23 protein-coding genes and 1 pseudogene are annotated in these 24,627 nt (G+C 40.7%); 10 read left to right on the plus strand and 14 right to left on the minus strand.

The window, feature by feature from the left end:
• The first annotated feature begins 1 nt into the window (after nucleotide 1).
• The 4 genes and pseudogenes from L1267_RS02870 to L1267_RS02885 all read left to right on the plus strand — a co-directional run bounded on the left by L1267_RS02870 (nucleotide 2) and on the right by L1267_RS02885 (nucleotide 4,892).
• Entirely contained in the window at nucleotides 2–1,879 is a 1,878-nt protein-coding gene (locus L1267_RS02870; RefSeq protein ID WP_235382061.1) for a VWA domain-containing protein, read from the plus strand.
• The gene (locus L1267_RS02875) at nucleotides 1,873–3,522 is read left to right on the plus strand and encodes a BatD family protein (RefSeq protein WP_199527877.1); all 1,650 of its coding nucleotides are present in this window, start codon (nucleotides 1,873–1,875) and stop codon (nucleotides 3,520–3,522) included. Before L1267_RS02870 ends, L1267_RS02875 begins: the two co-directional genes overlap by 7 nt.
• A gap of 78 nt (nucleotides 3,523–3,600) precedes the next feature.
• A pseudogene (locus tag L1267_RS02880) lies at nucleotides 3,601–4,143 on the plus strand (sigma-70 family RNA polymerase sigma factor); the annotation flags it as partial.
• On the plus strand, nucleotides 4,143–4,892 hold the full coding sequence (locus L1267_RS02885) for a DUF3379 family protein (RefSeq protein ID WP_235382062.1): 750 nt from the start codon (nucleotides 4,143–4,145) through the stop codon (nucleotides 4,890–4,892). The pseudogene L1267_RS02880 and the gene L1267_RS02885, both read left to right, overlap by 1 nt.
• A 71-nt stretch (nucleotides 4,893–4,963) precedes the next feature.
• On the opposite strand, the gene L1267_RS02890 is transcribed toward L1267_RS02885, so the two are convergent.
• From L1267_RS02890 to L1267_RS02905, 4 genes are all read right to left on the minus strand, one after another.
• Nucleotides 4,964–6,154, minus strand: coding sequence for an amino acid aminotransferase (locus L1267_RS02890; RefSeq protein ID WP_054553227.1), 1,191 nt, complete (start codon nucleotides 6,152–6,154; stop codon nucleotides 4,964–4,966).
• Between the two features lie 73 nt (nucleotides 6,155–6,227).
• Nucleotides 6,228–6,887 carry a GAF domain-containing protein gene (locus L1267_RS02895; RefSeq protein ID WP_235382063.1) on the minus strand — a complete coding sequence of 220 codons (660 nt, stop codon included), beginning with the start codon at nucleotides 6,885–6,887 and terminating at the stop codon, nucleotides 6,228–6,230.
• Between the two features lie 45 nt (nucleotides 6,888–6,932).
• Nucleotides 6,933–8,603, minus strand: coding sequence for an ATP-binding SpoIIE family protein phosphatase (locus tag L1267_RS02900; RefSeq protein ID WP_235382064.1), 1,671 nt, complete (start codon nucleotides 8,601–8,603; stop codon nucleotides 6,933–6,935).
• Nucleotides 8,603–8,908 carry an STAS domain-containing protein gene (locus L1267_RS02905; protein WP_135923903.1) on the minus strand — a complete coding sequence of 102 codons (306 nt, stop codon included), beginning with the start codon at nucleotides 8,906–8,908 and terminating at the stop codon, nucleotides 8,603–8,605. The genes L1267_RS02900 and L1267_RS02905 overlap by 1 nt, the downstream gene beginning before the upstream one ends.
• 133 nt (nucleotides 8,909–9,041) lie before the next feature.
• Here L1267_RS02905 and L1267_RS02910 point away from each other — a divergent pair, with 133 nt between their 5' ends.
• Entirely contained in the window at nucleotides 9,042–9,371 is a 330-nt protein-coding gene (locus L1267_RS02910) for a stress response translation initiation inhibitor YciH (RefSeq protein ID WP_135923902.1), read from the plus strand.
• Between the two features lie 16 nt (nucleotides 9,372–9,387).
• On the opposite strand, the gene L1267_RS02915 is transcribed toward L1267_RS02910, so the two are convergent.
• Nucleotides 9,388–12,387: a bifunctional diguanylate cyclase/phosphodiesterase gene (locus L1267_RS02915; RefSeq protein ID WP_199527881.1), complete on the minus strand. Its 3,000-nt coding sequence runs from the start codon at nucleotides 12,385–12,387 to the stop codon at nucleotides 9,388–9,390.
• A gap of 332 nt (nucleotides 12,388–12,719) precedes the next feature.
• Here L1267_RS02915 and L1267_RS02920 point away from each other — a divergent pair, with 332 nt between their 5' ends.
• The 3 genes from L1267_RS02920 (at nucleotide 12,720) to L1267_RS02930 (ending at nucleotide 14,819) form a co-directional block, all read left to right on the plus strand.
• Nucleotides 12,720–13,871: a chorismate mutase gene (locus L1267_RS02920; protein WP_135923901.1), complete on the plus strand. Its 1,152-nt coding sequence runs from the start codon at nucleotides 12,720–12,722 to the stop codon at nucleotides 13,869–13,871.
• 127 nt (nucleotides 13,872–13,998) lie between these two features.
• Nucleotides 13,999–14,517, plus strand: a complete 519-nt coding sequence (dsbB, locus tag L1267_RS02925) for a disulfide bond formation protein DsbB (RefSeq protein WP_199527882.1) — start codon at nucleotides 13,999–14,001, stop codon at nucleotides 14,515–14,517.
• Nucleotides 14,517–14,819 (plus strand): DUF6170 family protein, encoded by a 303-nt coding sequence (locus L1267_RS02930; RefSeq protein WP_235382065.1) that lies wholly within the window; start codon nucleotides 14,517–14,519, stop codon nucleotides 14,817–14,819. The genes dsbB and L1267_RS02930 overlap by 1 nt, the downstream gene beginning before the upstream one ends.
• 23 nt (nucleotides 14,820–14,842) lie before the next feature.
• Here the strand turns inward: L1267_RS02930 and L1267_RS02935 are convergent, their stop codons facing one another.
• Complete coding sequence (locus L1267_RS02935) at nucleotides 14,843–15,136, minus strand: ComEA family DNA-binding protein (protein ID WP_135923898.1); 294 nt, start codon at nucleotides 15,134–15,136, stop codon at nucleotides 14,843–14,845.
• 287 nt (nucleotides 15,137–15,423) lie between these two features.
• On the opposite strand from L1267_RS02935, the gene L1267_RS02940 reads away from it, so the two are divergent.
• On the plus strand, nucleotides 15,424–15,726 hold the full coding sequence (locus L1267_RS02940) for a YebG family protein (RefSeq protein ID WP_135926253.1): 303 nt from the start codon (nucleotides 15,424–15,426) through the stop codon (nucleotides 15,724–15,726).
• Nucleotides 15,727–15,788: 62 nt separating this feature from the next.
• Here the strand turns inward: L1267_RS02940 and putP are convergent, their stop codons facing one another.
• Nucleotides 15,789–17,300: a sodium/proline symporter PutP gene (putP, locus tag L1267_RS02945; RefSeq protein ID WP_135923897.1), complete on the minus strand. Its 1,512-nt coding sequence runs from the start codon at nucleotides 17,298–17,300 to the stop codon at nucleotides 15,789–15,791.
• A gap of 370 nt (nucleotides 17,301–17,670) precedes the next feature.
• Here putP and L1267_RS02950 point away from each other — a divergent pair, with 370 nt between their 5' ends.
• Nucleotides 17,671–18,894 carry an EAL and HDOD domain-containing protein gene (locus L1267_RS02950; RefSeq protein WP_135923896.1) on the plus strand — a complete coding sequence of 408 codons (1,224 nt, stop codon included), beginning with the start codon at nucleotides 17,671–17,673 and terminating at the stop codon, nucleotides 18,892–18,894.
• A gap of 66 nt (nucleotides 18,895–18,960) precedes the next feature.
• On the opposite strand, the gene L1267_RS02955 is transcribed toward L1267_RS02950, so the two are convergent.
• The 7 genes from L1267_RS02955 to ccmD are packed head-to-tail and all read right to left on the minus strand — an operon-like array spanning nucleotide 18,961 to nucleotide 24,625.
• A complete protein-coding gene (locus L1267_RS02955) occupies nucleotides 18,961–19,692 on the minus strand; it encodes an MlaA family lipoprotein (RefSeq protein ID WP_135923895.1) in 732 nt (243 codons plus the stop codon).
• Nucleotides 19,693–19,701: 9 nt separating this feature from the next.
• Nucleotides 19,702–20,961, minus strand: coding sequence for a c-type cytochrome biogenesis protein CcmI (ccmI, locus tag L1267_RS02960; RefSeq protein WP_235382066.1), 1,260 nt, complete (start codon nucleotides 20,959–20,961; stop codon nucleotides 19,702–19,704).
• Nucleotides 20,962–21,423, minus strand: a complete 462-nt coding sequence (locus L1267_RS02965; RefSeq protein WP_135923893.1) for a cytochrome c-type biogenesis protein — start codon at nucleotides 21,421–21,423, stop codon at nucleotides 20,962–20,964.
• The gene (locus L1267_RS02970; protein WP_135923892.1) at nucleotides 21,420–21,992 is read right to left on the minus strand and encodes a DsbE family thiol:disulfide interchange protein; all 573 of its coding nucleotides are present in this window, start codon (nucleotides 21,990–21,992) and stop codon (nucleotides 21,420–21,422) included. Before L1267_RS02970 ends, L1267_RS02965 begins: the two co-directional genes overlap by 4 nt.
• Nucleotides 21,989–23,944, minus strand: a complete 1,956-nt coding sequence (locus tag L1267_RS02975) for a heme lyase CcmF/NrfE family subunit (RefSeq protein WP_235382067.1) — start codon at nucleotides 23,942–23,944, stop codon at nucleotides 21,989–21,991. Before L1267_RS02975 ends, L1267_RS02970 begins: the two co-directional genes overlap by 4 nt.
• A gap of 1 nt (nucleotide 23,945) precedes the next feature.
• Nucleotides 23,946–24,425, minus strand: a complete 480-nt coding sequence (gene ccmE / locus L1267_RS02980) for a cytochrome c maturation protein CcmE (RefSeq protein ID WP_135923890.1) — start codon at nucleotides 24,423–24,425, stop codon at nucleotides 23,946–23,948.
• A complete protein-coding gene (gene ccmD, locus L1267_RS02985; RefSeq protein ID WP_054553244.1) occupies nucleotides 24,422–24,625 on the minus strand; it encodes a heme exporter protein CcmD in 204 nt (67 codons plus the stop codon). Before ccmD ends, ccmE begins: the two co-directional genes overlap by 4 nt.
• Nucleotides 24,626–24,627: the final 2 nt, after the last annotated feature.

The raw sequence follows: 24,627 nt of genomic DNA on the forward strand, positions 1-24,627 counted from the left end.
TATGGATTTTGAATTTATTCGCCCTGCCCTACTTTGGTTATTAATCCCAGCATTGATTATTTTTAGTGTGTTGTTAGTGCGCAATAAAAAGAGCGCCCCAGCTGATTTAATAGCCCCCCATTTGGCACAGTTTGTAATGAGCGACAACCACAAAAAACAAAGCCAACCACTTTGGTTAGTTGCGCTGTTTACCTTATTAGCTATTGTGTTTTCTGCAGGCCCAAGCTTTGAGAAAAAACAAGTGCCAGTGTTTCAAGCAAAAAACGCTCGAGTCATTGTGATGGATATGTCGTACTCTATGTTCAGTACCGACATTGCGCCAAGCCGCTTAGTTCAAGCTCGCTTTAAAGCACTTGATATGATTGAGCTTTTCAAAGAAGGTGATACAGCATTGGTTGCTTATGCAGGCTCTGCATTTACTATTTCGCCGCTAACCAATGACGCCAGCACGTTGGCTAATCTTATCCCAAGCCTAAGCCCTGATATCATGCCAAGCAAAGGCTCAAATGTGATTGATGGTTTAGAAAAAGCAAATGAGCTACTTAAACAAGCGGGTTACCTTGAAGGCGATATTATTTTAGTAACGGATGGTGTTGACCAACTTGACCAAGAAGATATTGCTCGCTTTACAAGTGAATCGGATTATCGCTTAAATATTTATGGTGTAGGCACTGAGCAAGGTGCGCCAATCAAGCTTCCTGAAGGTGGTTTTTTGAAAGACATGCAAGGACAAATTGTTATTCCAAAATTAAATGTGAGTCGCTTAAATGCACTTGCACGTAATAGTGGTGGCAAATTTGCGCTTTATCAAACCAGTAATCAAGATATTAAAACATTCGCACCTAGTGCCAATGCTGAAGTGCTTAAAGATGAAAAACAAAGCCAAGCTTTATGGCGTGTTGATGCGGGTATTTATGGCCTGATTATTTTACTACCGTTAGCACTTTTTTTGATTCGCCGAAGCAGCCTAGTGCTTGGGGTTTTGTTTGTTATGCTACTGCCTCAGCAACAGGTTTACGCCGCTGAGTTACCAGAGGTGTTTAAAAACCAAGACCAACGCGCCCTTGATGCCTATCAGCAGAATCAATTTGAACAAGCCGCACAAGCAGAAAACGCGCAACTAAAAGGCGCAGCCCTTTATCAGCAAGGTAATTACCAAGCGGCCATGGACGCCTTTAGCGAAGATAAGTCAGCTACTGGTTTGTATAACTATGGTAATGCTCTTGCCAAGGCTGGTGAGCTAGAGCAAGCCATAGAGGCTTATAAACAAGCCCAGCAACTTAAAAATGATTTTACTGAAGCAAAAGAAAACCAAGCCCTCGTTGAACAGTTATTGCAGCAGCAAGAGCAACAACAGCAGCAACAAGATCAACAGCAAAACAATGATCAACAAAACAGCGATGGCCAGCAAGATAACCAGCAAAAGCAACAGGGAGAGAATTCCCAGCAAGGTGAAAACTCTGAGCAAAGTGAGCAGCAAGAGGGGCAACAACCCTCTGAGCAAGGTGAACAATCAGATCAAAAAGGTGAGCAAAGCGAGTCTGAAAGTGGCCAGCAAAACAAACCTGAAATGGAATCTGAAGCACAACAGTCACCACAATCAGGTGAACAAAAGCCAGAGCAGTCCCCCGAGCAACAAGATGCAAAGCCAGAGCCATCGCAAAGCGATGAACAAGCTAAACAGCAAGCAGAGCAACAAGCTATGCAGGCACAAGCAGCTGAACTGACTAATGAAGAGAAAGAAAAAGCACAACAGCTTAATCAGTTACTTCGTAAAGTCCCTGATGATCCTGCGATCTTATTAAGAAATAAAATGCAATTAGAAGCACAAAAACGAAACTATCAACGTCGTCCACGAGGAGCCGAAAAATCATGGTAATGCGATTATTATGTTGTTTATTGCTAATCGCGGCAGCGCCGCTTTGGGCTGCCACCCAACTACAGGCAAGTGTTGATAAAAACCCAGTCCTTGCAGGTGAGTTTTTCATATTAACTATTACCGCTGACGACACCATCAACAGCGAGCAACCTGATACCTCTGTACTATTAAAAGACTTTGTTGTTGGACCAACGAGCGTTAGTACCCGCACCAACATTATTAATGGTGAAATCAGTAAGCAAACGAGTTGGTCTGTAAAATTAATGACTCGCAAAGAAGGGACTTACACAATCCCAGCATTTACCGTCGCAGGTGCAACTTCGCAGCCAATTGAGTTAACGGTTAGCAAACGGAGTCAAAACTCTGAACAAAGCCAAGATGCATTTATCAAAACCAGTATTAAACCGCAAAGTTTGTATGTGCAAGAAGCTGGTGTTTATACAGTTAAGCTATACATAGACAACAATAAAGAGCTACTTGATGGCAACCTTACGACACCAGAAATGGAAAATGCCGAATTAACCGCCATCAATAAACAATCAGAAAGCTATGAGCTGATTGATGGAAAGCGTTATTTGGTGATCACTCGCGAATACCTAGTGCAACCACAAAAAAGCGGCATTAATACCATTACAGCCCCTGTCTTTAATGGCCGTATCCGTCAAAACTATCGCCAAATGGCAATTTCAGCTATGGGTGAAAATGTTGATGTAGACATAAAACCAATTCCTGATAACTACACAGGTGCTTGGCTGCCAAGTGAATTAGTCAACCTTGATGAGCAATGGCAACCAAAAGATGACACGGTAGAGGTAGGTACGCCAATTACACGTACAATCAAACTCACCGCGCTTGGTGTCACCAAAGAACAGCTGCCTGATATCGAGATGCCACAAGTACAAGGTTTTAGAAGTTACCCTGATCAAAAAGAGAATAACCACTTAGTGCGTGATGGTCGCGTTATTTCTCAGCAAACAGCGTCTTATGCGTTATTACCTCAAACACCAGGAACATACACTTTACCTGAAATAAAATTGCCTTGGTTTAATACTAAAATAAACCGTATCAGTTATGCCACGCTTCCTGCACGCACAATTACGGTGATACCAAGTACTAACCCATTAACCCCGCCACCAGCGACGCTTACACAGCCCCAAACTGACAACTCTGCCGCTGTGACAGATATACCACCGGCTGTGCAAACTGTCACTCAAGTCAGCACACCAGCTTGGCTCGTAATTGTTGCAGCTGTAGGCTATGGCCTGTGGTTAGTCACTTTGGTTCTGTATATTAAAAAACGCCCAACAGTACGTGAAGTCGCACCACAATCAGTAGCTGCTTCTTCAACATCACTTGATGAGCTTAAGAAGGTCGCTAAACAACGCAACAATGCTCTCTTCTACAGCACGTTAATGGCCTACGCTAAACAGCAAACCGGTCACACAACACGACCAATTGAGCACCTGCAAGCAACACTTAACAATCAAGCCCTCAATGAGGAAATTGCTAAATTACGCGCTAAACTCTATAGTTCAGCAGACGAGCATCCTGATTTAGCAAAGATTGTGGCTTTGCTTAGCCAAGCCACTAAGCACGTTAAGTCGACAAACCAAGAAGATGTATTAAAGAATCTATACGATTAATATTAATACGTTGAATTTAAACGGCTAATCTACAATTAGCCGTTTTTTATGTAAAAATAATATAAATTCAGAAAGTTTTTTTCTGGTGGGCGGGTCTTATTTACTATGACAGAAAAACAAAAGCGATATGAAGCACTGGTTCATATCTACCACAGTGAGCTTTTTCGCTTTGCATATTGGTTATGTCGTGATCAGAGTATTGCAGAAGACTTAGTGCAGGAAACCTTCCTGAGGGCTTGGCGTGCCTTGGATTCACTGCAAGATCAGCAAGCAGCTAAACCTTGGTTACTCACTATATTACGACGAGAAAATGCTCGGCGATTCGAACGTAAACAATTTGATTACGCCGATGTTGAAAATGACACACTTGTAGATGAAAAAAGCACGACGCTTGATGCTGAAATGGAACAAACAGTGATTCAACGACAAATTGGAAAGTTATCAGAAGAGTATCGCGAGCCACTGCTGTTACAAGTAGTAATGGGGTGTTCGGGTGATGAAATTGCCGAGATACTCGATTTAAATAAAAACACGGTAATGACACGTCTTTTCCGTGCCAGAAACCAGCTTAAAGAGGCTTTAAGCAGTGATGATGATCAACTTAGAGGAGCATCAAATTAATGGATGAACTCGAGTTTCGCCGCCGCATCCTCGCCGAGCCAAGCACGACTGATAAGGAGCTTGACGCGTTTGCCGAGCAGGACGAAGATAAACAGGCGTTTATCGATGATGTACGTGCCTTAGATGATGAGCTAAGTAAAGCACTCAACGTACCCGTGCCTGAAAATCTAGCAAAGCGAATTATTGATAATACTTATGCAGCAGAAGAACAGCTCTCTGAGCAGCCGTTAGACACTATTATTGAGGCTAAGTCGCGCTTTGCCTTTAATCGCCTTTATTTAGCGGCTGCAGCGTCGTTTTTAGTGGCAATTAGTGTGTTCTTCGTTACTAACAAACAGCATACGTTATACAGTGTTGGTGAGCATGCTTTTACTCATTTGTATCATGAAATTGACTCGCTTGATAAACATGAGCCAATTGACCTTGCCTATGTGAACGAAAAGTTTGCCACAATTGGCGGACATTTAGATGAGCTACCCGGTAAAGTTACTTATTTAATGTTTTGTAATTTTCAGGGGAAAAAAGGACTGCACTTGGTATTTGAATCTGACTTTGGCCCAATGACTGTCTTTATCGTCCCTGCTGACGAACAGCCTTTTGGTACTGGCTCAGAAGATTTCAGTGATGAACGTTTTGCTGGGCATATAAACCGCGGTAAACAAGCTGACACGATACTGATAGCCAGCCTTGATGCACCGCTTGATAGCTATAATGCAATGCTAAATGATGCGATACGCTGGTTACATTAGCCCTGTCCGCAAATAAAATTTAGATACAAAAAAACCGCAGTGACTGCGGTTTTTTATCGCTATAGAGCCGATTATTTACAAACGTCTGCTACTGCATTAGCAAAGTAATCAATGTTTGCATCACTGATACCAGCAACGTTTACACGGCTAGAACCAACAATGTAGATTGAGTACTCTTTTTGTAAGCGTTCGATTTGCTCTTTATTAATACCTAGGAATGAGAACATACCATTTTGACGGTCAATAAATGAGAAATCTTGTTCAATCCCTTTCGCTGCTAAGCTTTCTTTGATTAAAGTACGTAAACCATTAATACGGTTACGCATTTCATCAAGCTCATCGTGCCACATTTGCGTAAGCTCAGTGCTGCCTAAAATCGTGCTAACAATATCAGCACCGTGTGCAGGCGGCATTGAATAAATACTACGTACAACGCTTAATAATACAGAGTTAGAGATATCAGCAGTTGCAGCATCTTTTGCAATAATTGAACACGCACCGATACGCTCGCGGTATAGACCGAAGTTTTTCGAACATGAAGAACAGATGATTAGCTCATCTACCGCTGCAGCTAGTTTACGAAGACCAGCAGCGTCTTCTTCAAGGCTTGAACCAAAACCTTGGTAAGCAATATCAACAAGTGGCGTGAAACCAACTTCAACAGCAAGATCAGCAACTGTGCTCCATTGCTCAGCATTTAAATCCATACCGCTTGGGTTGTGACAACATGCGTGGAATAACACAACATCACCTTTAGGCACTTGCTTTAGGGTGTTTATCATGTCATCAAACAATAGGTCTTTATTTTCGTAATCGTAGTAAGGGTACTCTTTTACTGTTAAGCCTGCCGCTTCGAATAAGCTGATGTGGTTTGCCCACGTTGGCGTAGTAACCCATACCGTTGCATCTTTATTGCAACGCTTGATGAATTCAGCTGCAACACGAAGTGCACCTGTACCACCTGGTGCTTGTGCAGTGCGAACACGGTTTGCTAATAACGCAGGATGCTCACCCAGTAATAAGTTTTCCATTTTTTGGCAGTAATCTAAGTTACCCGCCAAGCCAATGTACGATTTACTGGTTTCGTTTTCTAAACGAAACGCTTCCGCTTTTTTAACCGCTTTTAATACAGGCGTATTGCCTTGCTCATCCTTATAAACACCTACACCCAAATCGATTTTCTTCGGGTTTGTATCTTGTTTAAAGGCCGCCATTAGGCCAAGAATAGGATCTGTTGGTAATGGTTTTAATTCTGAGAACATTGACTATCTCTTTTTATAGGGGTTAGCGTTGCCACTAGCTTAACATAAAAACCCAGCCTAATTACTAGTTAAATTAGACCAAGAGTTGAGGAATTTTAATACAACACGCCACAAGTAATGCAAGGGTTTGTTGATCAAAGAAATCAGTATTAAATGCTTCTGCATCTATAATACCTAAGCATTCGTTTTTGTCTGAAAGTAATGGTAAACAGGTCTCTGCTTTCACTTTAGGATCGCAAGTATAGTACTCACCACCTTGAGCAAGGTAATCAGCAACGTTATTGATCACACGCCCTTGCTTAGATAGTGCAACCTGTACATTATTGCTACCCTTAGCGAATGCGTCTGTTAGAGGAAATAACGGACGACTTGGCGCGCCATGGTAAACCAGCTTCAATAACTGTGAGCCTTCGTCTGTATTTGTTGCTTGATAAATACCAAACCAATCTACTTGCGTCTGGGCTACGACAAAATCGATGATTTGTTGAAGCTTAGCCAGCTTTTCAGTGTTTACAGCATTGTCTGCAACATAGTCGTTTAATTTGAATGGTTCATCTTGCAAATAACCAAATAAGCTACACGCACCACCCTCGCCTAGCTCAGGGATTTGGTACTGCCAGCGCACTGAAGGTAATGCTGACTCTGCAAGATATTGCTCAAGGTTTGATAATTGCTCCGCAACAAGGTTTTCAGGTAAATCTAGTTGGGCAACAGATAAGTAAGTAGAAATCATTTAGCCATCCAAACATCTATAATGCCGAAATGATAACATGCGATTTTAGTGCGAGCTAGCTTTGCTTGCAGTTAATTTATAATTAATTTCGACTTGGTTGCCAGCGCTATTAAATGAGACTTTAGAAGCTATCTCAGAAAGTAAACATAGACCTCGACCATGTTCTCTAACTAGGTTTTGCTGACTCTGCCCTGTTTTTGAAAATCCATTCCCTGAGTCACAAATCGTAAAGTCTAATTCTAATGTTTCGGGACTATATTGAATATCTATAATGATTAATGCTTCGCTTAACGAAGCCAGAGCTTCTTCTCGCTGTTGATAATAGATTAAAAAACCGTCTTCTTGGTTTTTTATCTCTGAGTCAAGCCCAAGAACACCATGATCAAGTGCATTATTATAAGCCTCAGATAACATCAAAAATATATTAGCCCGATGATCATTTAAGCCACCAATTTTGCTAAGCAGTTCGATCACTTCTAAAACGGGGTCGGTACTTTTAATTTGCTTTGCGTTTAAACTCATTGAGATATGAAAAGGTAAAGGCGAAAATTGCTCATATGTCTGTTCTGGTGAAGGAACCGGCAAACAATTTAACAACACTAAGCTCAAGTCATCTTGTTGTTGATTGCCACGCGCAAAACGATTAACACGCTCAATTATTTGTTCCGTACTTATATACGATTTTGACGCTAATACTTTTTTAAATCGTTGTTCACCAAAGTACTCATCATTGAGGTTAGTTGTTTCAATAATGCCATCTGTTGCCATCACGATTCGCGATGATGGCTCAACTTCGATGTGAATTAAACCACGTTCAAACTCTTCAGGCTCAAGAATACCCAGCGCCATATGCTGTGATTCTAGCGTTCGGGTTATGTTGCCTTTTTCATTAATAACATAAATGTCAGGTAAACCACCTAACCATGCTGAAACACTTCTTCCAGACTTACTCAACTCTAAAATAGTCGCAGCACAAAACATATGGCCTGGCAGTAAATTGCCCAGTACAGTATTAATTTCAGCCGCAATATCACTGACCGACATACCTTTACTTACCATGGTATAAAACACGCGTGAAGCGGGTAATGCACCAACCGCTGCAGCTAAGCCGTGACCTGTAAAGTCTCCTAACATGCAATATAAACTGCCAATAGGGCTTTGTGCCACAAGAAACATATCACCATTAAACATGGCGGCAGGAGATAAATGGAAGTCTAAATGAGCAGGAAATGCTTGCTGGTTTTCTAATGCGTTATTAAAGATATGCTCAACAATCTCATGCTCTCTTTCAACTTGATTTTGATGGTACTCAAGTTGCAAATTCTGATCATGGGCTTTTTGGCTTAAGTTTCTAATTCGGCTGTGTGCTTTTATCTTGGCGTTTAGAATCACTTCTTGAAATGGTTTTTGTAAGAAGTCATCTCCCCCAACAGCTAAACAACGCTCAAAACTTGCCTCATCTTCTAATGAGGTAATAAAAATAATTGGCAGGTAAACTTGGCTGAAGCGCTTTTTGATTATCGATGCAGTTTCAAAGCCATCCATAACTGGCATGATGACATCAAGTAACACGATGTCGATTTTATTCTCTTCTAATAGCTTTAATGCATTCAAGCCATTATCGGCAGTAAAAACACGATAACCTTGTTGCTCTAACATCACTGTTAATAGACGGCGATTTAACTCTAAATCATCAACAACCAGTATATTTAGCATCAATCAATATCAAACTTTTTGTCAAAACGAGAAATTTGCAGAATTTTCTTTAGCTGTGGCTGACAGTTACTGATTTGAATTGTGTCGACCTTACCAGAAAGGTTTTTTTTCATGTTAAGCAGCATACCTAGTGCAGAGCTATCCATATAGTCTGTTTCTCTTAGGTCAATAACAACCTTGTTAATATTATCGTTTAAGTCAGCATAAGCCTGACGAAAAGTTTGCACTAGATTAAAATCAAACTTTCCTTTGATCTGAACGGTTAAAATTTCGCCATCTGCAGATGTACTGCACGTTAAACTCATAATAAACTCCTAACAAACAATTCCTTCCTCAGAATTATCTAAATATAACTGCTTAAAAGAAATAAGCCAAAAATTAAAACACTTAGAATGAAATTTGTTATTATTTGGGCAAGCTTTCACAATGAGATCCACTATGAGCGACAATAATCTAGTTTATTCAACAGCGACTGGCCGTATTGAACAACCTAAAGAAACAAAGCCAACCCAAAGCAAAACGTTTAAAGATGGCTTTTTACGTATTGAGCGTCAAACAAAAGGCCGCAAAGGCAAAGGCGTCATGCTAGTTGTTGGTATTGACAGTGAGCAACATGACTTAAAAAAGCTGGCTAAAACCATTAAAAGTAAAATGGGTCAAGGTGGCGCCGTTAAAGAAGGCATCATCGAGGTGCAAGGTGACGACAGAGAAAAACTCAAAGCTATTCTCGAAGGGCTTAAATTTAAAGTAAAAATTGCAGGGGGCTAGTCAGCCCCCTCACTCATTATGACTTCATTGAGCTTAGGTGCTCATAAAGTGCTGGTAACTCATCTTCTGGGACTGGTTTACTGTAATAGAAGCCCTGCACAATATAACAATTGTTATTTTGCAAAAATTCTATTTGCTCAATCGTTTCAACCCCTTCAGCAACCACGTTTAGTTTAAGCTTTTGCGCCATCGCGATAATTGCAGCCGTGATTTCCATGTCGTTGCTATCCTCAGGAATATCTTTAACAAACGAGCGGTCAACTTTCAAAATATCAACCGGGAAACGCTTCAAATAACTTAATGATGAATAGCCTGTACCAAAGTCGTCAATCGAAATCGACACGCCCAACGCTTTCAGTTGATGTAGTTGCAAGATAGCAGCTTCTACATGCCCCATCAGCATACTTTCTGTGAGCTCTAAGTGCAGTCGCTTTGGCTCTACACCAGTTTGCTTAATAATGTTATCAAGCGTCGATACTAGGTTGGCATCTTTAAACTGTCGAGCAGATAAGTTAATCGAGATATTATTTTTTAAATTCTGATCTGCTAATCGAGCTGCAAACTCACAGGCTTCTTTTAAAATCCAGGCTCCTAACTCAACAATTAATCCAGTTGCTTCAGCAATAGGAATAAATTTAGTCGGTGGGATCATTCCCTCTTCCGGATGGAACCAACGTATCAGCGCTTCGTACCCAACAACTTGGTTGTTACGACAATCAACTTGAGGTTGGTAGTACACTCTGAATTGGCCTTCACGAATACCTGTACGTAACTCATTTTCAATGAATAATCGTTCATTCGCAGCAGCATTTAATTCTTGGCTATAGAAGTGATAGGTGTTTCGTCCCTTTGCTTTTGCTTCATACATTGCAAGATCAGCATGTTTGAGTAATTGGTCTTCTTCTTGGCTATCAAATGGTGCCATTGTAATACCAATACTGGCACTAATGATCACTTCATTGTTACCTAACTTAATTGGCTCATTAAGCGTACGTTGAATGGTATTAGCAACTTCTGTCGCATGAGTTTGATGCTCAATACCACTAAGTAAAACCGCAAACTCATCACCACCTAAACGGGCTATGGTATCTTCTGTGCGTAAACGTTTTTTCAAGCGATTGGCTACTTCAACCAGTAATTGGTCACCTGCATCATGGCCTAACGTATCATTGATACGCTTGAATTCATCTAAATCAAAATAGAACAAAGCAAAGGCATAATGACCACGCTCTGCTAAGGCCATTGACTTACGCAATTGCATTCTAAAGAAAGTACGGTTTGCAAGCCCCGTTAAGGTATCAAAATAAGCAAGTTGCTCCATCTTACGTTGGCTTTCTTTTACAAAAGAAATATCTTGAGCTGATGCCACGTAACTGGTTATCTCACCACTGTCTTCACGAATTGGTGAAATACTTAAAGAAACCCAAACAGATTGACGATCATTTGCTTGTAATAAGGTATCACCGCGCCAATAATTTCGGCTTCGCAGGTCAATATCAATATCATCAACTAATATTGCCATCTCTTGTGAAATAATGCTCAGTAAAGGAGAGCCTATAAAGTGACGTTCTTCAAAGCCTGTCATCTCAACCATTTTTGGGTTGACGTATTTTACTTCAAACTCTTCATCTGTAATGACCACCCCCGTTCCGGAGAATGCAACAGCCTTAGATAATCGATTTGCCGCTTTTTCTGCAATTTCCTTTTCACTGATACGCTGATTTAAACCATCTATCAATTTACGGATCTCAACGGCCATATCTCTGAAAGAACCATTCAAGGTACCGATTTCATCTTTATTTTCTTTAGGAAACTCTGTTTGCAATTGCCCTTTACCAAAGCTCACCACAGCATTAACCAAAGAGTGAATACGGCGTAACACTAATTGATAAAGTGCTTGATGAAGTAACAGTGCAACTAAAATAGCGTACAAAATAAATAAGCCAAAAAATTTAACTTTCAGCTCTTCTAACGCAGATAATGCCGATGAACGCTTTTTATAAATACCAATATACCAGTCGAGCTGTTCAACTTTGCGGATATTGATAATATGAGTTTCACCATCTTGTACAAATGAATTTGCCGACTCAGGCAACCTAAGACGAATGGTTTCAGAGACTAGCTTTTGCAAGTCAGCATTCACAAAATCTTGAGTCGCTAATTTTTTCCCCTCACGCCCGTACTTTTCTAATGTTTTCTTATCTAAATCAGGGTGCGCCAATAATTGACCATTCGCATCAAAAACAAATAGGTTTTGTTCGCGATCGCCAATCGGTAATTGAGAAAGCAGTGTTTCAAGTGCAATATCGCTTCCTGTTACACCAAAAAACTCATTTCCACGATAAATAGGAACGAGCACACTCACAACCCATTTGTGCCATATATTATCGTAATAAACATTTGACCAAACAGCTTCACGACTTGGGTTGGTAGCTTCTTTAGCGTAGTTAAAGGTTTTACCAGTCGTAAAATTAAAATCGCCCGGAACATTTAGCGCCCAGTTAGGCGGCGCAATACGAATAAAATTGTCTTTTGTGATCAGATAGAAATTGAAAAAGTCTTGGATTAAGGTAGGTGAAACAATTTTCCATAATGACTCGGAATCATTAATTAATTGTTTGTAAAACGGTGAGTAATTTTCTTGTGGTATAAATGCAGCTGATAACCCATCAGCAGAAGTGCTACGAATACTGCCGTCTACAGCAAATTTAATTTCTGAGTTAAAATTACTTTGCAAATGAGAGTCGCTTTGTAGCAACTGGCTACTAACAACGGAATTAGCCTGTTCCGCAATATTAATTTTAGTGTTGATTAAATGATTAAACTGCTTTGTTAAGCGTTCACTTGAGTGCTTTAAGAGATCATGCTCTTCAAACACGAGTTGCTTCTCTTCGGATTTGAGCATTAAAGCCGCTGCACAAATACCCGCAATTAAACAAATCGCAGAGATCAGCAGCGACAATTTCATACTTAATGAATTCACACCAAACCGTGATGGCGGTCGTCGATACACCACAGGACTACCTTATTAATAATTGTTATTATTTATTATGCAAAAACAAATATACCAGATTCATTTTTATATTTATAAATTTTTTATGAAGATTAATGAATTTTCCTAATCAGTGTACTCATTTATAAATTACTGCGATATGCAGTTGACTTTGTGTACAAGTGTTTTTACATTAAAGCAATGAATAAAATTATCTCTCGCACACGTTTTTCGTTTTTTAGCTTCTTTAGATAGAGGAGGCTTAACTGTTTGCGAGATAAATTCACCGAATAGCTAAAGCCTCCCTCTTGGGAGGCTTTTTTGTTTGTGCACTGTTTTGGAATGAGGAAACCAACATGAGCAATGATGTATTAAATGCATTACGACACGATATCAATGAAATTGATTCAGATTTATTAGTCTTACTGGCCAAAAGACGCCGAATAAGCCATAGCGTTGTTGAGTATAAAATTGCTAACAATAAACCAATACGAGATGAAGCACGTGAGCAAGCGTTACTCGAAAAGCTAATAAGCTATGGTAAATCACTTGGCCTAGACGCCTACTACATAAACAATGTCTTTCAGACTATTCTTGAAGACTCAGTTTTAAATCAGCAAGCCATGTTGCAAAAGAACCTCAACCCTGAAGCAATGAGCGAAACACACCGCGTAGCATACTTAGGTGGACAAGGCTCATATAGCCAACTAGCTTGCCATAAATATTTTAGCCGTCGCCCAGGTAAAGTAATTGAAATGGGCTGTACTAGTTTTGATCAAATCACAGGTAAAGTAGAAAGTGGTCAGGCAGACTTTGGCTTATTGCCTATTGAAAATACCAGCTCAGGCAGTATTAATGAGGTGTTTGATTTATTACAACATGCGCAAGTATCCATTGTCGGTGAAGTGACACACAGTGTTGAACATTGCCTATTAGCGATGCCTGGCACAGAGCTTTCTCACATCAACAAAGTGTTTGCTCATCCTCAGCCTTTTGCTCAATGCAGCCGCTTTATCCAAGGTTTGGGAGATATTCAGCATGAAACCTGCGACTCAACCTATCACGCCTTAAAATCAGCTGTTGAAACACCTAACAGTGCCGCAATTGGCTCAGCACAAGCCGGTAAAAATGTTGGCCTAGAGGTTGTTAAGTCAGGTCTTGCTAATCAAAGTGAAAATCATAGCCGCTTTATCGTTGTAGCACGTAAGCCGCTACAAGTTTCAAAGCAAATTCCGACCAAAACCAGTTTAATTATGGCTACAAAACAACAAGCCGGTTCTTTGGCAGATGCACTGATGATTTTCAAACACCATCAGATCAATCTAGTAAAGCTTGAATCTCGCCCTGTACCTGGTAACCCATGGGAAGAAGTGTTTTATGTCGACCTTGAAGCGAACCTTGATGACTTACATGTTAAACAAGCGCTCGAAGAGCTAAAAGAACACACCCAGTACACCCGTGTATTAGGCTGTTATCAAAGTGAATCATTACAAGCAGTAAGCGTTTAATCCACCTTATTCTATTAGTTAAATAAAGGAGCCAACAGGCTCCTTTTTGTTTAATTTTATCGCAGAGACTTGCACCCCCTTCCCAGTGTAAGCATAATCTTGAAAACATTTTTAAACTGGAACATACATGAATTGGTTAGCAGAATTAGCAACTAAAAGAACACCTTGGCTATTATTAGCCGTGATATCCTTAGCATTTGAAATCACCGCATTGTTTTTTCAATACAATATGGGTCTTGAGCCATGCATCATGTGTATTTATCAACGTACAGCAGTATTAGGCTTACTTGCTGCAGGTGTTATAGGTGCGATTAACCCGCAGGCGATGGTATGTAGAGTAGTAGCATTTGTCAGTTGGGGTATATCAGCAATTTGGGGTTATTTTATCGCCAAAGAACACATTGCAATGCAAAACAACACTGATCCTTTTGCATTCAGCTGTGCTTTTGAACCAAACTTTCCGAGCTTTATGCCTCTTCATGAGTGGATCCCAAGTTTCTTTGCTGCTACAGGTGATTGCGGCAATATAGATTGGCAGTTTGCATCACTGAGTATGCCAGCTTGGATGGAAGTGATCTTCGCTGCGTTCTCTGTCGTATTTTTAGTGGTTATAATTAGCCGCCTTGTATGCAAAAAGTCACTGTAATGATATATTTTTTTACCAGTCAAATACCTGAATTAAAGGCCTTTAAAGTGAGGCAGCGCCAGCAAATCATTGCCCTTGCACTTAGCCATTTGAGCCCTATGCACAAAATCACTTTATCTGTCTGTAAACTTGCTTTTTTGGCACCACTATTTTTAGGGCTCGCGTATTTTGAAGGATGGATGCTTCTGCCCTGGTTACTGTTAGCGGGGGTAAGCTATCCGCTTCTAACCACACCACTCGAAAATATATTTGCATTGCCACATCTGCAAACCGCTATTAAAGAATACAAACAGGGCTGTTAGGCCCTGTTTGACAGAGTGGCTTTCTAAAGCGTAATTTGTCCCTTTAATTTTTGGTAGAGTTTCTCACCAATCCCCTTAACCTCTTTTAGCTGTTCGACAGTTTTAAAGTTACCTTGGCTCTTACGATATTCAATAATTGCTTTGGCCTTTGCTTCACCAATACCTGGTAATTGAGTAAGCTGCTCTAACGTGGCTTTATTCAAACTTACTTTTTGTAGCTTAACATCTGCAACATCAACAGGTTTCGCTGCAAGTGCAGCTGTGGCGGGCAAAAGCGCAAGGCTTGAAGCTAACAATAGACTTGATAATAATTTCATATTTTCCTCCATGATGTCCTTACTTGGACAACTAATTTCCTTTGTTACCAAACACTCGCTCCATCGCTTGTGTTCTTAAAATTATAGGCCTAGCAGTTTTCCGATGCTTGGATAGATTTTAGGTAACAATTTAAATTAAGCTAATTTCGCTTTCTTTGTCAAATGATAGAAAGAAAAATGTAAGTTGCTACTTGCAAATAATGTCACAACACATTACTGTATATAAAAACAGTAATCAAGATGGCGATTTTACGCTACAAATGCCACGCTTAAATGCAGGAGAGATCATGGCTGTTGTTGTTAAATATGTTGTAGAAAGAAACGGAGTCGAGCGCATGACGTTTACTACTAAAAAAGAAGCTGATGCGTATGACAAAATGCTCGACATTGCTGAGTCATTGGAACTAATGCTTGAAAAAGTTGATGTACCATTAAGCGAGCAACAAATTGAGTCACTGGCGCTTGAAATGGCAAAAGAAAAAGACCAATTTATGGCTGTACTCAAAGGTGCAAAAGAAGCACCTGCGAAGCCTAAAAAAGCAAAGTCAGACGATAACGTTGCAGATATAAAAGAGAAAGCTGCAAGCTAACCATTCGCTTTAAAATTAAAAAAGGGCAACATCTGTTGCCCTTTTTTGTGTTTAATCAAAAATTACAGTGATGATTCAACTTCATCAAATAAGTCTGTAATTTCCTTTTTAGGCTCGGCTGTCATAAGGCTTACAACAACAATCGCTATCGTTGATAAAATAAAGCCAGGGACAATCTCATAGATGATTGCACTTAGAGCTTGGCCGTCAATAGTGATTGGCGCGTAAATCCAAAACAACACTGTTGCTGCACCAACAACCATGCCACTGATTGCTCCTTGTAAGTTCATGCGCTTCCAGTACAAACTAATTAGCACAAGCGGACCAAATGCAGCACCAAAACCAGCCCATGCATTACTTACTAAATCAAGGATTGAGCTGTCACGGTCATACGCAAGATAAATAGCAAATAAAGCAACCAAAATAACGCTGATACGACCCACTAACACTAGCTCTTTTTGTGAAGCGCTACGATTTAAGTAAATCTTATAGAAATCTTCTGTTAGTGAACTTGAACATACTAATAGTTGCGACGAGATAGTACTCATGATCGCCGCTAAAATAGCAGCCAATAAGAAACCCGCAATAAGTGGATGGAAAATAAGCTCAGATAACACCAAGAAAATCGTTTCTTTATCATCGATTGGCATTTGATTTTCAAGCATGTACGCTGCGCCAAATAAGCCTGTAAATACGGCACCAATAGCTGAAAGCGTCATCCACGACATACCTACACGACGCATCGTTGGCATATCTTTAACAGAGCGAACTGACATGAAACGAACAATAATATGTGGCTGACCAAAATAGCCTAAGCCCCATGCCATTGCAGAAATAATGGCAATTGTTGAACCACCAGCGAACCAGTCCATCATGTTAAGTGCATGTATTTCTGTTTCTTTAGGAGAACTTAATAATAAGTCATAGCGTGCATTTGCAAGCGTATCCATAAATGGTTGATCAAGCATAGTGTAGGTTGCAATAGGCACCGCTAACAGCGAGATAAACATGATACAGCCTTGCACGAAGTCAGTTAAGCTCACTGCTAAAAAGCCACCAAATAAGGTGTAAAGCACAACAACACCCGTAGTAATGTACAAGCCCATTTCATAACTCATATTAAATGAGTTTTCGAACAGCTTGCCGCCCGCGACAACTCCTGATGAGGTATATAGAGTAAAGAATACAATGATAACGACTGCAGAAATAACACGTAAGATATTTTTATTATCTTCAAAACGGTTTGCAAAGTAATCAGGGATAGTTATCGAATCATTTGCTTTTTCGGTGTAAACACGTAACCGAGGTGCCACTAAAAAGTAGTTAGCCCATGCACCAAGCACTAAACCGATTGCAATCCAAACCTTGCTTAGGCCAAATAAGTACATTGCACCTGGTAAGCCCATTAATAACCAACCACTCATGTCTGATGCACCCGCTGAAAGCGCCGCAACACTTGGAGATAAGTTACGTCCACCTAGCATATAACCTGACACATCATCTGTTGATTGCTTATAGGCATATAGCCCTATTCCCAACATTACGATGAAGTATAATGCTAACGAAATTATCATTCCTGTTTCCAAATTAGCCTCCAAAAATTAGTTAATGTTGGCTTTTAATCCGAATAATGACTCGCAAGTTATTTAATTATAAGACATTATTGGGGTAAAAACCGATATCACTCATGACTATACCACGCTTCGACACTATAACTCCAATGGTGCCGATAACCAACTAAGTTTACATTTACAACGATACGCTAACAAAATTGTGATATTTAATCATAACTTATAGAATTTCATTACGATTTATCCTAGTCTTAACGTTAAGATAAAATCATAATTTATCCCCATATCTTGTCATTTTATTAATGCTATTTTAGATACAATGGCATATATTGCGAGGGGATAATGAAATAACTGATGTGGACAAGCTTGGACTATGTATTTTTACGCTGCGCGCCAACCGATTTTAGATAAGGAAAAGAAACTAGTCGGCTACGAACTCCTCTTTAGGGATGGAGTAGATAATGTGTTTCCAGATATTGATGGCGATGAAGCAACGTCACGGCTCATTGAAGGCAGCCAATTTAACTTTGGTTTGGAAGACTTAACAGACAACAAACCTGCTTATATAAACTTTACGTTAGAAACATTACAAAAGGGTTACCCGTTATTATTAGGTAAAGACAATGTTGTAGTTGAAATTCTTGAAACTATTCAACCAGGTAAACGATTACTGGCTCTTGTCAAAGATTTGAAAGAAAGAGGCTATACGCTAGCACTTGATGATTATATTCACCAACCAGTTTGGCGTCATTTTTACCCGTATATTGATCTTATAAAAATCGATTTTCTAACCTGTACACCTGAATCTCTGCAGACGGTGATTGAAGCTATAAAGCCTCACCCACACATTAAGTTGTTGGCAGAAAAAGTTGAGACCCATGAGAAGTACCAACTGGCCATCGATATGGGTTTTAGCTACTTTCAAGGCTTCTTCTTTTCGAAACCTGAGATGGTGCAAAGCAAAACTTTACCACCGTCTGAGATGGCATTAGCTGAGCTTTTGTATGAAACATCGAGTATTGACTTAAATCTTAAAAAAATCACCGATGTATTTGAAAGAGATGTTAACTTATCTTACAAGTTACTGCGTTATTCAAACTCTGCAGCATTTAAACGTCGTGCTGAAATCAGCACCATCAAACAGGCACTTATCGTTTTAGGTAGCGAAGAAATTAAACGTTTCTTATCGCTGTTATTCGCCGCACAAGTGGCTGCAGATAAGCCTGCTGAACTCATCCGCTTATCACTCACGCGAGCTCGCTTTGCTGAGCTGTTAGCTATCAGTCATGGGCAATTACGCGATACTGGAATGGCATTTTTGACCGGTATGATGTCGCTTATGGATGCAATCTTAGATGAAGATATGCCAAGCGTAATGGGCAAATTACCGCTAACAAATGAAATTAAAGGTGCCCTTCTTCATGACGAAGGTTTATTAGCAACGTATTTACGCCTTGTGAAGTTTTACGAGCAAGCTGACTGGGAAAGTGCCAAAGAGATCCAACAACAACTCGGCCTCAAACCCGAAGAGGTGCCCGATGCATATCACGATGCATTGAACTGGTCGAATGAACAAATGTCTGTATTCGGCGACTAATGTTCGAAATGTGAATACAAAAATGCCAGCAATATAGCTGGCATTTTTTCGTTGTGGTCAACGCTATTAAAGGTTTTCTAAGAAGTCTTCATCAAAATCGTCTGGCTCTTTTTCCATTGGTGGATTGCCATCATGAAGCTCATATAATTGACGCTGGAAATAGATATCTTTAACAAATATGTACGGGTCAAGTGACTCATTTAATAGACTTTCTTGAGGTATCAAAGAAGCACGCGCTTCAACCGCTTTCAGTGCAAACACTAAAATGGTTTGAGGTGTTGTTAACGCTATTTCAGGTAATACTATGTTATCAACTACATCACCCGTTAAATTTCGTACTGTACTTGGCCCCATGCCAGGTATCATCAAGTAGGCACCATCTCCTACTCCCCACACACCTAGCGTTTGGCCAAAATCTTCATCAACGATCTCTAGCCCTAATGAAGAGGCCACATCGAAAAAGCCAAATAAGCCAACCGTCGAGTTCACTAAGAAACGCGCAAGGCTGATCCCCATATTCCCTGGTTTGCCCTGCAAACCAGCGTTAACCATATCAGTTGGTGCAGTAATATTATCAGTAAAGTTAACAATACTGCGCCTAACAGGCATAGGTGTCACTGTAACATAGCCCACCGCAGCAGGGCGCAGAATATAAGCATCAAGCACATCCATATTAAAGTCATACATAGGACGATTGAATGACTGCAATGGATCTCGCTCATCCGCTTTTTCTTCGGGTACTTGTGCGCATCCTGCAAGTACAGCAAAAAAAATTAAAAATATACTATGCCTAAACATTGGCTATCCTTAAGGTATTAACTCATTAATTAGCAACGAATATTCTTTAACGTTAGTACGCTCCAAGACATCCGACTTGCCTTCCAACTCGCCGCTAGAAGTTACCACAGTTGCATCTTTCGATAAACGCGCGGTTAAAATAATTTGCTCAACACTCGATAAATTCAGGCCATCAACCATTGCGTTAGCATCACTTAACGTCACTGTTAGTGGAAAGCTATATTCTGTCATTTTTACCACAGCTAATGGCATTTGCGGACCACTGGCTGCTTTTGCAAAAACAAATAACGTGCCGTTTTGTGGCTGTGAGTCAGCAAGTGCTGGGTCCAAATCAACTGTGATGCTAATTTCACTGTTTGAAGCATCAACTACTTCTGTATTTGTGACTTGCTCATTATTTAAATGGGCATCAATTTCAGCAATACGCTCTGCAATCATGCTATAACGAGGGTCATTTTGCTCCATGCTCGCTAGCAGTACTTCAAACGCGGTTTTAGCTTGCAGCCAATCTTTACGCTCGTAGGCAATTAGGGCCAACAATGAGATTGCATCAATATTGGTTGGCTCTGCTTTTAACACTTTTGAAAGCATAGTCGCAGCCTGAGACATGTTCGCGTCATTGCCTTCCATCAGCAGAACTTGCGAGTAGCTGATCAGCACTTGCTTGTTATCCGGATTCATTTTCAATACTTTATCAAATGACTGCTTTGCCATATCAAATTCATTTAACGACATCGCAACACGTCCAAGTAGCATCCAAGCTACTTCGTCATCACCACTTTGATCAAGTTTAGTACGCAGCGCTAATGCAAATGCTTGAAGTTCATTTGCAGTCAACGGCTCACCATTTTGCATCACAGCTCGCTCACCGTATGACTTTAGATTTGCCATTGCATCATGCCAGCCTTTTATTTGCTGCTGACTGCCAGTGTAGGCATAGAAAATAGCTGTTAAAACGATTAAAAAGCCTGCTCCTGTTAAAGCAAATATACGATTGTTACCTTTGCTGTTTAAGGCTTTTTCTGGTGATAACTCATTAAGTAAACGACGCTTTTGCTCAACAACTGCCTCGTCATGCATTTGTGCATCGATACGTTGATTTTCAAGATCGTCTTTAAGCTCATCTAAACGTTGGTAATAAATTCGGATCAATTCCGAGTTTGCATTGTGATCAAGGCGTTGAATACGTTCGCGTTTAAAAAACGGCACGACAACAAACAGCAATGCAATCAGTGTGAGTAAAACAAAAGAAGCCCACATTAATGCCATTTAGCTTTGCTCCTGACGTTGATTTTGTTCAATTAGTTTTGCAAGTAATTTCTCGTCTTGCTCAGTCCATGTTTGCTTTACTGATGCTTTACGCTGACGCAATACAATAAAGCCAAAGCCAAGCACCACAATGAGCACTGGTAAAACCCAAAGCACAAGTGTTGCTGGAGTGACAGGCGGATCGTAATGAACGAAGTAACCGTAGCGGTCAATCATATAGTCAATCACTTCGTCTTTTGTTTTGCCTTCTTTTACTAAGGCTAATACTTTATCGCGCAAGTCTTTGGCAACAACGGCGTCTGAGTCGGCAATATTCTGATTTTGACATTTAGGGCAGCGTAACTCTTTAGTTAATTCACTAAAACGCGTAGCTTGCTCTTTATCATCGAACTGGTACTTGTCTTGCTCTGCAATTGCACTAAAGGCGATCAGCAAGCTTGCTAGAAGAATAACGAATCTCATTGCTGTAATTCCTGCATTAACGGTGCAAATTTAGCACGCCAAACACGTGGATTAATATCACCGGTGTGATGAAGCAAAATTGTGCCCTGCTTATCAACTAAAAATGTTTCAGGCGCACCAGATACCCCTAAATCAAGGGCTAATGTACGCTTTAAATCCAAAATATTGAACTGATAAGGGTCGCCAGCGCGATTTAGCATGCTGGTTACATCTTCACGTAACGCATTAATATCAAACTGGCCATCAAAGTCAGGGTCATAACCTTGCTCGTAATATAAGCCAATAATCTTAACGCCCTGCTCTCTAAGCTCTGTTAAATAACCTAACTCAGCTAAACAGGTCGGGCACCATGTGCCCCACACATTCAGCAGGTATACTTCGCCTTTCAGATCGGCATCTGTCCAACGCTTTGACTCATCCATCAAATCAGGTAGGTTAAATGTTGGCATAGTCTGACCAATACGCCCTGTTTGCAGCTCACGCGGGTTTGCAAACAAGCCTTGATATAAAAACACACACAACAAAACGAAAACCAATAATGGCGCTAGCGCTAACAATTTGCGGTTCATGCTGAAGCCTCCTGCTTAGTCGATTTCTGGCGATAGCGTTTATCACCAAGCACTAAAAAGCCTGCCAGTGAAATCAAGATGCCACCGAGCCACATCCAACGAACATACGGTTTATGGTAAATACGTAACGACCACGCACCTTGGCTTAATTGCTCACCTAGCGCTAGATACAAGTCACGGGTGAAGCCTGCATCAACAGCTGCTTCTGTCATAAATTGCATGCCAATGTCATAACGGCGTTTTTCAGCATGTAAAACCGTCACTTGTTTATCGTTTTTCATCACGGTGACAACCCCAGCATGGCCACTGTAGTTAGCCCCGCGAATAGACTTAACACCGTCAAAGCGATACTGGTATTCATTTAAAGCCACTGTGTCACCCGGTTTCATTGATACATCACGCTCAACCGAGTAAGCAGAGGTTAACGTGACACCTGCAATTACAAACGCTAAACCAATGTGACCTAAAACCATTGCCCAATAGCTTAGACCTAATCGCTTAAAGCCTTCACCTATGGTTTTATGAATAGTTACTTTTGCAGCTAAATCTATCAGTGTAGTAACAAAAATCCATACTGCTAATGCGGTTGCAATAAAGGTAATTGGCGCAATTACGTCGTAGCTAGAATATAACCATGCACCGGTAACAACCACACTGACCACAGCCGATAATAACAGCTTGTTCTGTAGCATTGACCACTTGTTTTGCTTCCAGCGTAACAGCGGACCTATCCCCATTAAGATAGCAAATGGCACGAGTAAAATAGCAAACATCTTATTGAAGAATGGTTCACCTATCGAGATACTGCCTAAGCCAAGTTCTTTGTGGATCATTGGCAATAATGTACCCAACAATACAATCAGCGTTGCCACAACTAAGAAAATATTATTTAGCCAAAGCGCAACTTCACGCGAAGCAAACTTATAACGGCCTTCACTTTTCACCTGTGATACACGCAGTGCATATAGCGATAAACCACCGCCAACAACAATGGCCAAGAAAGCTAAAATAAACATGCCGCGATTAGGGTCTGACGCAAAAGCATGCACAGATACAATAATGCCCGAACGAACAATAAAGGTACCCAGTAAGCTTAACGAGAATGCTGCTATAGCTAGTAATACGGTCCAAGACTTAAATACACCACGTTTTTCTGTGGTTGATAATGAGTGCAACAACGCGGTTGCCACAAGCCAAGGCATTAGTGATGCGTTTTCAACGGGATCCCAGAACCACCAGCCACCCCAGCCGAGTTCTGAGTATGCCCACCAACTACCAATGGTAATACCGAGTGTTAAAAAGCCCCATGCAGTCATTGTCCAAGGACGAGACCACTTTGCCCAAGTATTATCAAGTTTGCCTGTAAGTAACGCCGCAATGGCGAATGAGAACGACACAGATAACCCAACATAGCCCATATAGAGCAATGGCGGGTGAATGATCATACCTGGGTCTTGCAGTAATGGGTTTAAATCGCGACCTTCAACAGGGAAATACGGTAATAAGCGCTCAAATGGGCTCGACATTAATAAGGTGTACAGCATAAAGCCAACACCTAAAAAGCCTAGCACGCCCAGTACACGAGCACGTAATACCCAAGGTAATGATTGTGAGCGCATAGCAACAACCGCTGTCCAACCTGCTTGCATCACTAACCAAAGTAAAATTGCTCCTTCATGGCCACCCCATGTTGAGGTTATTTTGTAGTACCAAGGTAAGGTGCTACTTGAGTGATAAGCAACATACGAAACGGTAAAGTCGTCGGTTAAACTGGCATAAATAAGTGCTGCAAAAGATAATAGTACGAATACGAACTGACCAATTGCCAGTGATGGGGCTGCACGCATTAACCTTAAATTGCCGGTATGCGCCCCCCACAAAGGAAAAATACACAGTAGAACACTGAGCACCATGGCCAGTGTTAAAGAAAAATAACCGAGTTCTGGGATCATATTAATTGCCGTTATCTAAGTTATAGGTCGGTTTTTCGTGTTTGATACCCTTCACAGCTTCTGCGACTTCTGCTGGCATGTATTCTTCATCATGCTTTGCAAGTACCTCAAAGGCATCAATTTCATTCGCTTTCACTAACACGCCCTGCGCCACAATCCCTTGGCCTTCACGGAATAAGTCCGGCAAAATTCCTTGATAATTAATTGTCACCATAGGGCCCGTATCGATTAACTTAAAGCTTACCTTTAAGCTTGATTCGTCACGGACAACTGAGCCTGGCACAACCATGCCGCCGATACGTAGTTTTTGCCCAATATGCGGTTTTTCTTTATTAGGCCCTTTTCCATCAACCAATTCACTTGGTGTATAGAATAAATTAATGTTTTCTTGCAGTGCATACAGCACTAAACCAATCGTTGCACCCACACCAAAAATAATGGCTACAACCGCTAATAAACGCTTTTTACGTCTTGGATTCATTGCCCTGCCTCTTGCTTCGCTTTCTTAATGCGCTCTTCACGTTGTGCTTGCTGCTTTACTGAAGAGAAAATACGTTTTGTGTCGTTTAACGAACTAAATAAAATACCAAGTAAAATTAATGCACAGCTGCCAAACGACAGCCAAACATAAAAGCCATAGCCACCCATGGCAATAAAATCTGCAAAAGAATCAAACTGCATGA

The sequence above is a fragment of the Pseudoalteromonas sp. OFAV1 genome (assembly GCF_021532595.1).
GTDB lineage: Bacteria > Pseudomonadota > Gammaproteobacteria > Enterobacterales > Alteromonadaceae > Pseudoalteromonas > Pseudoalteromonas lipolytica_C.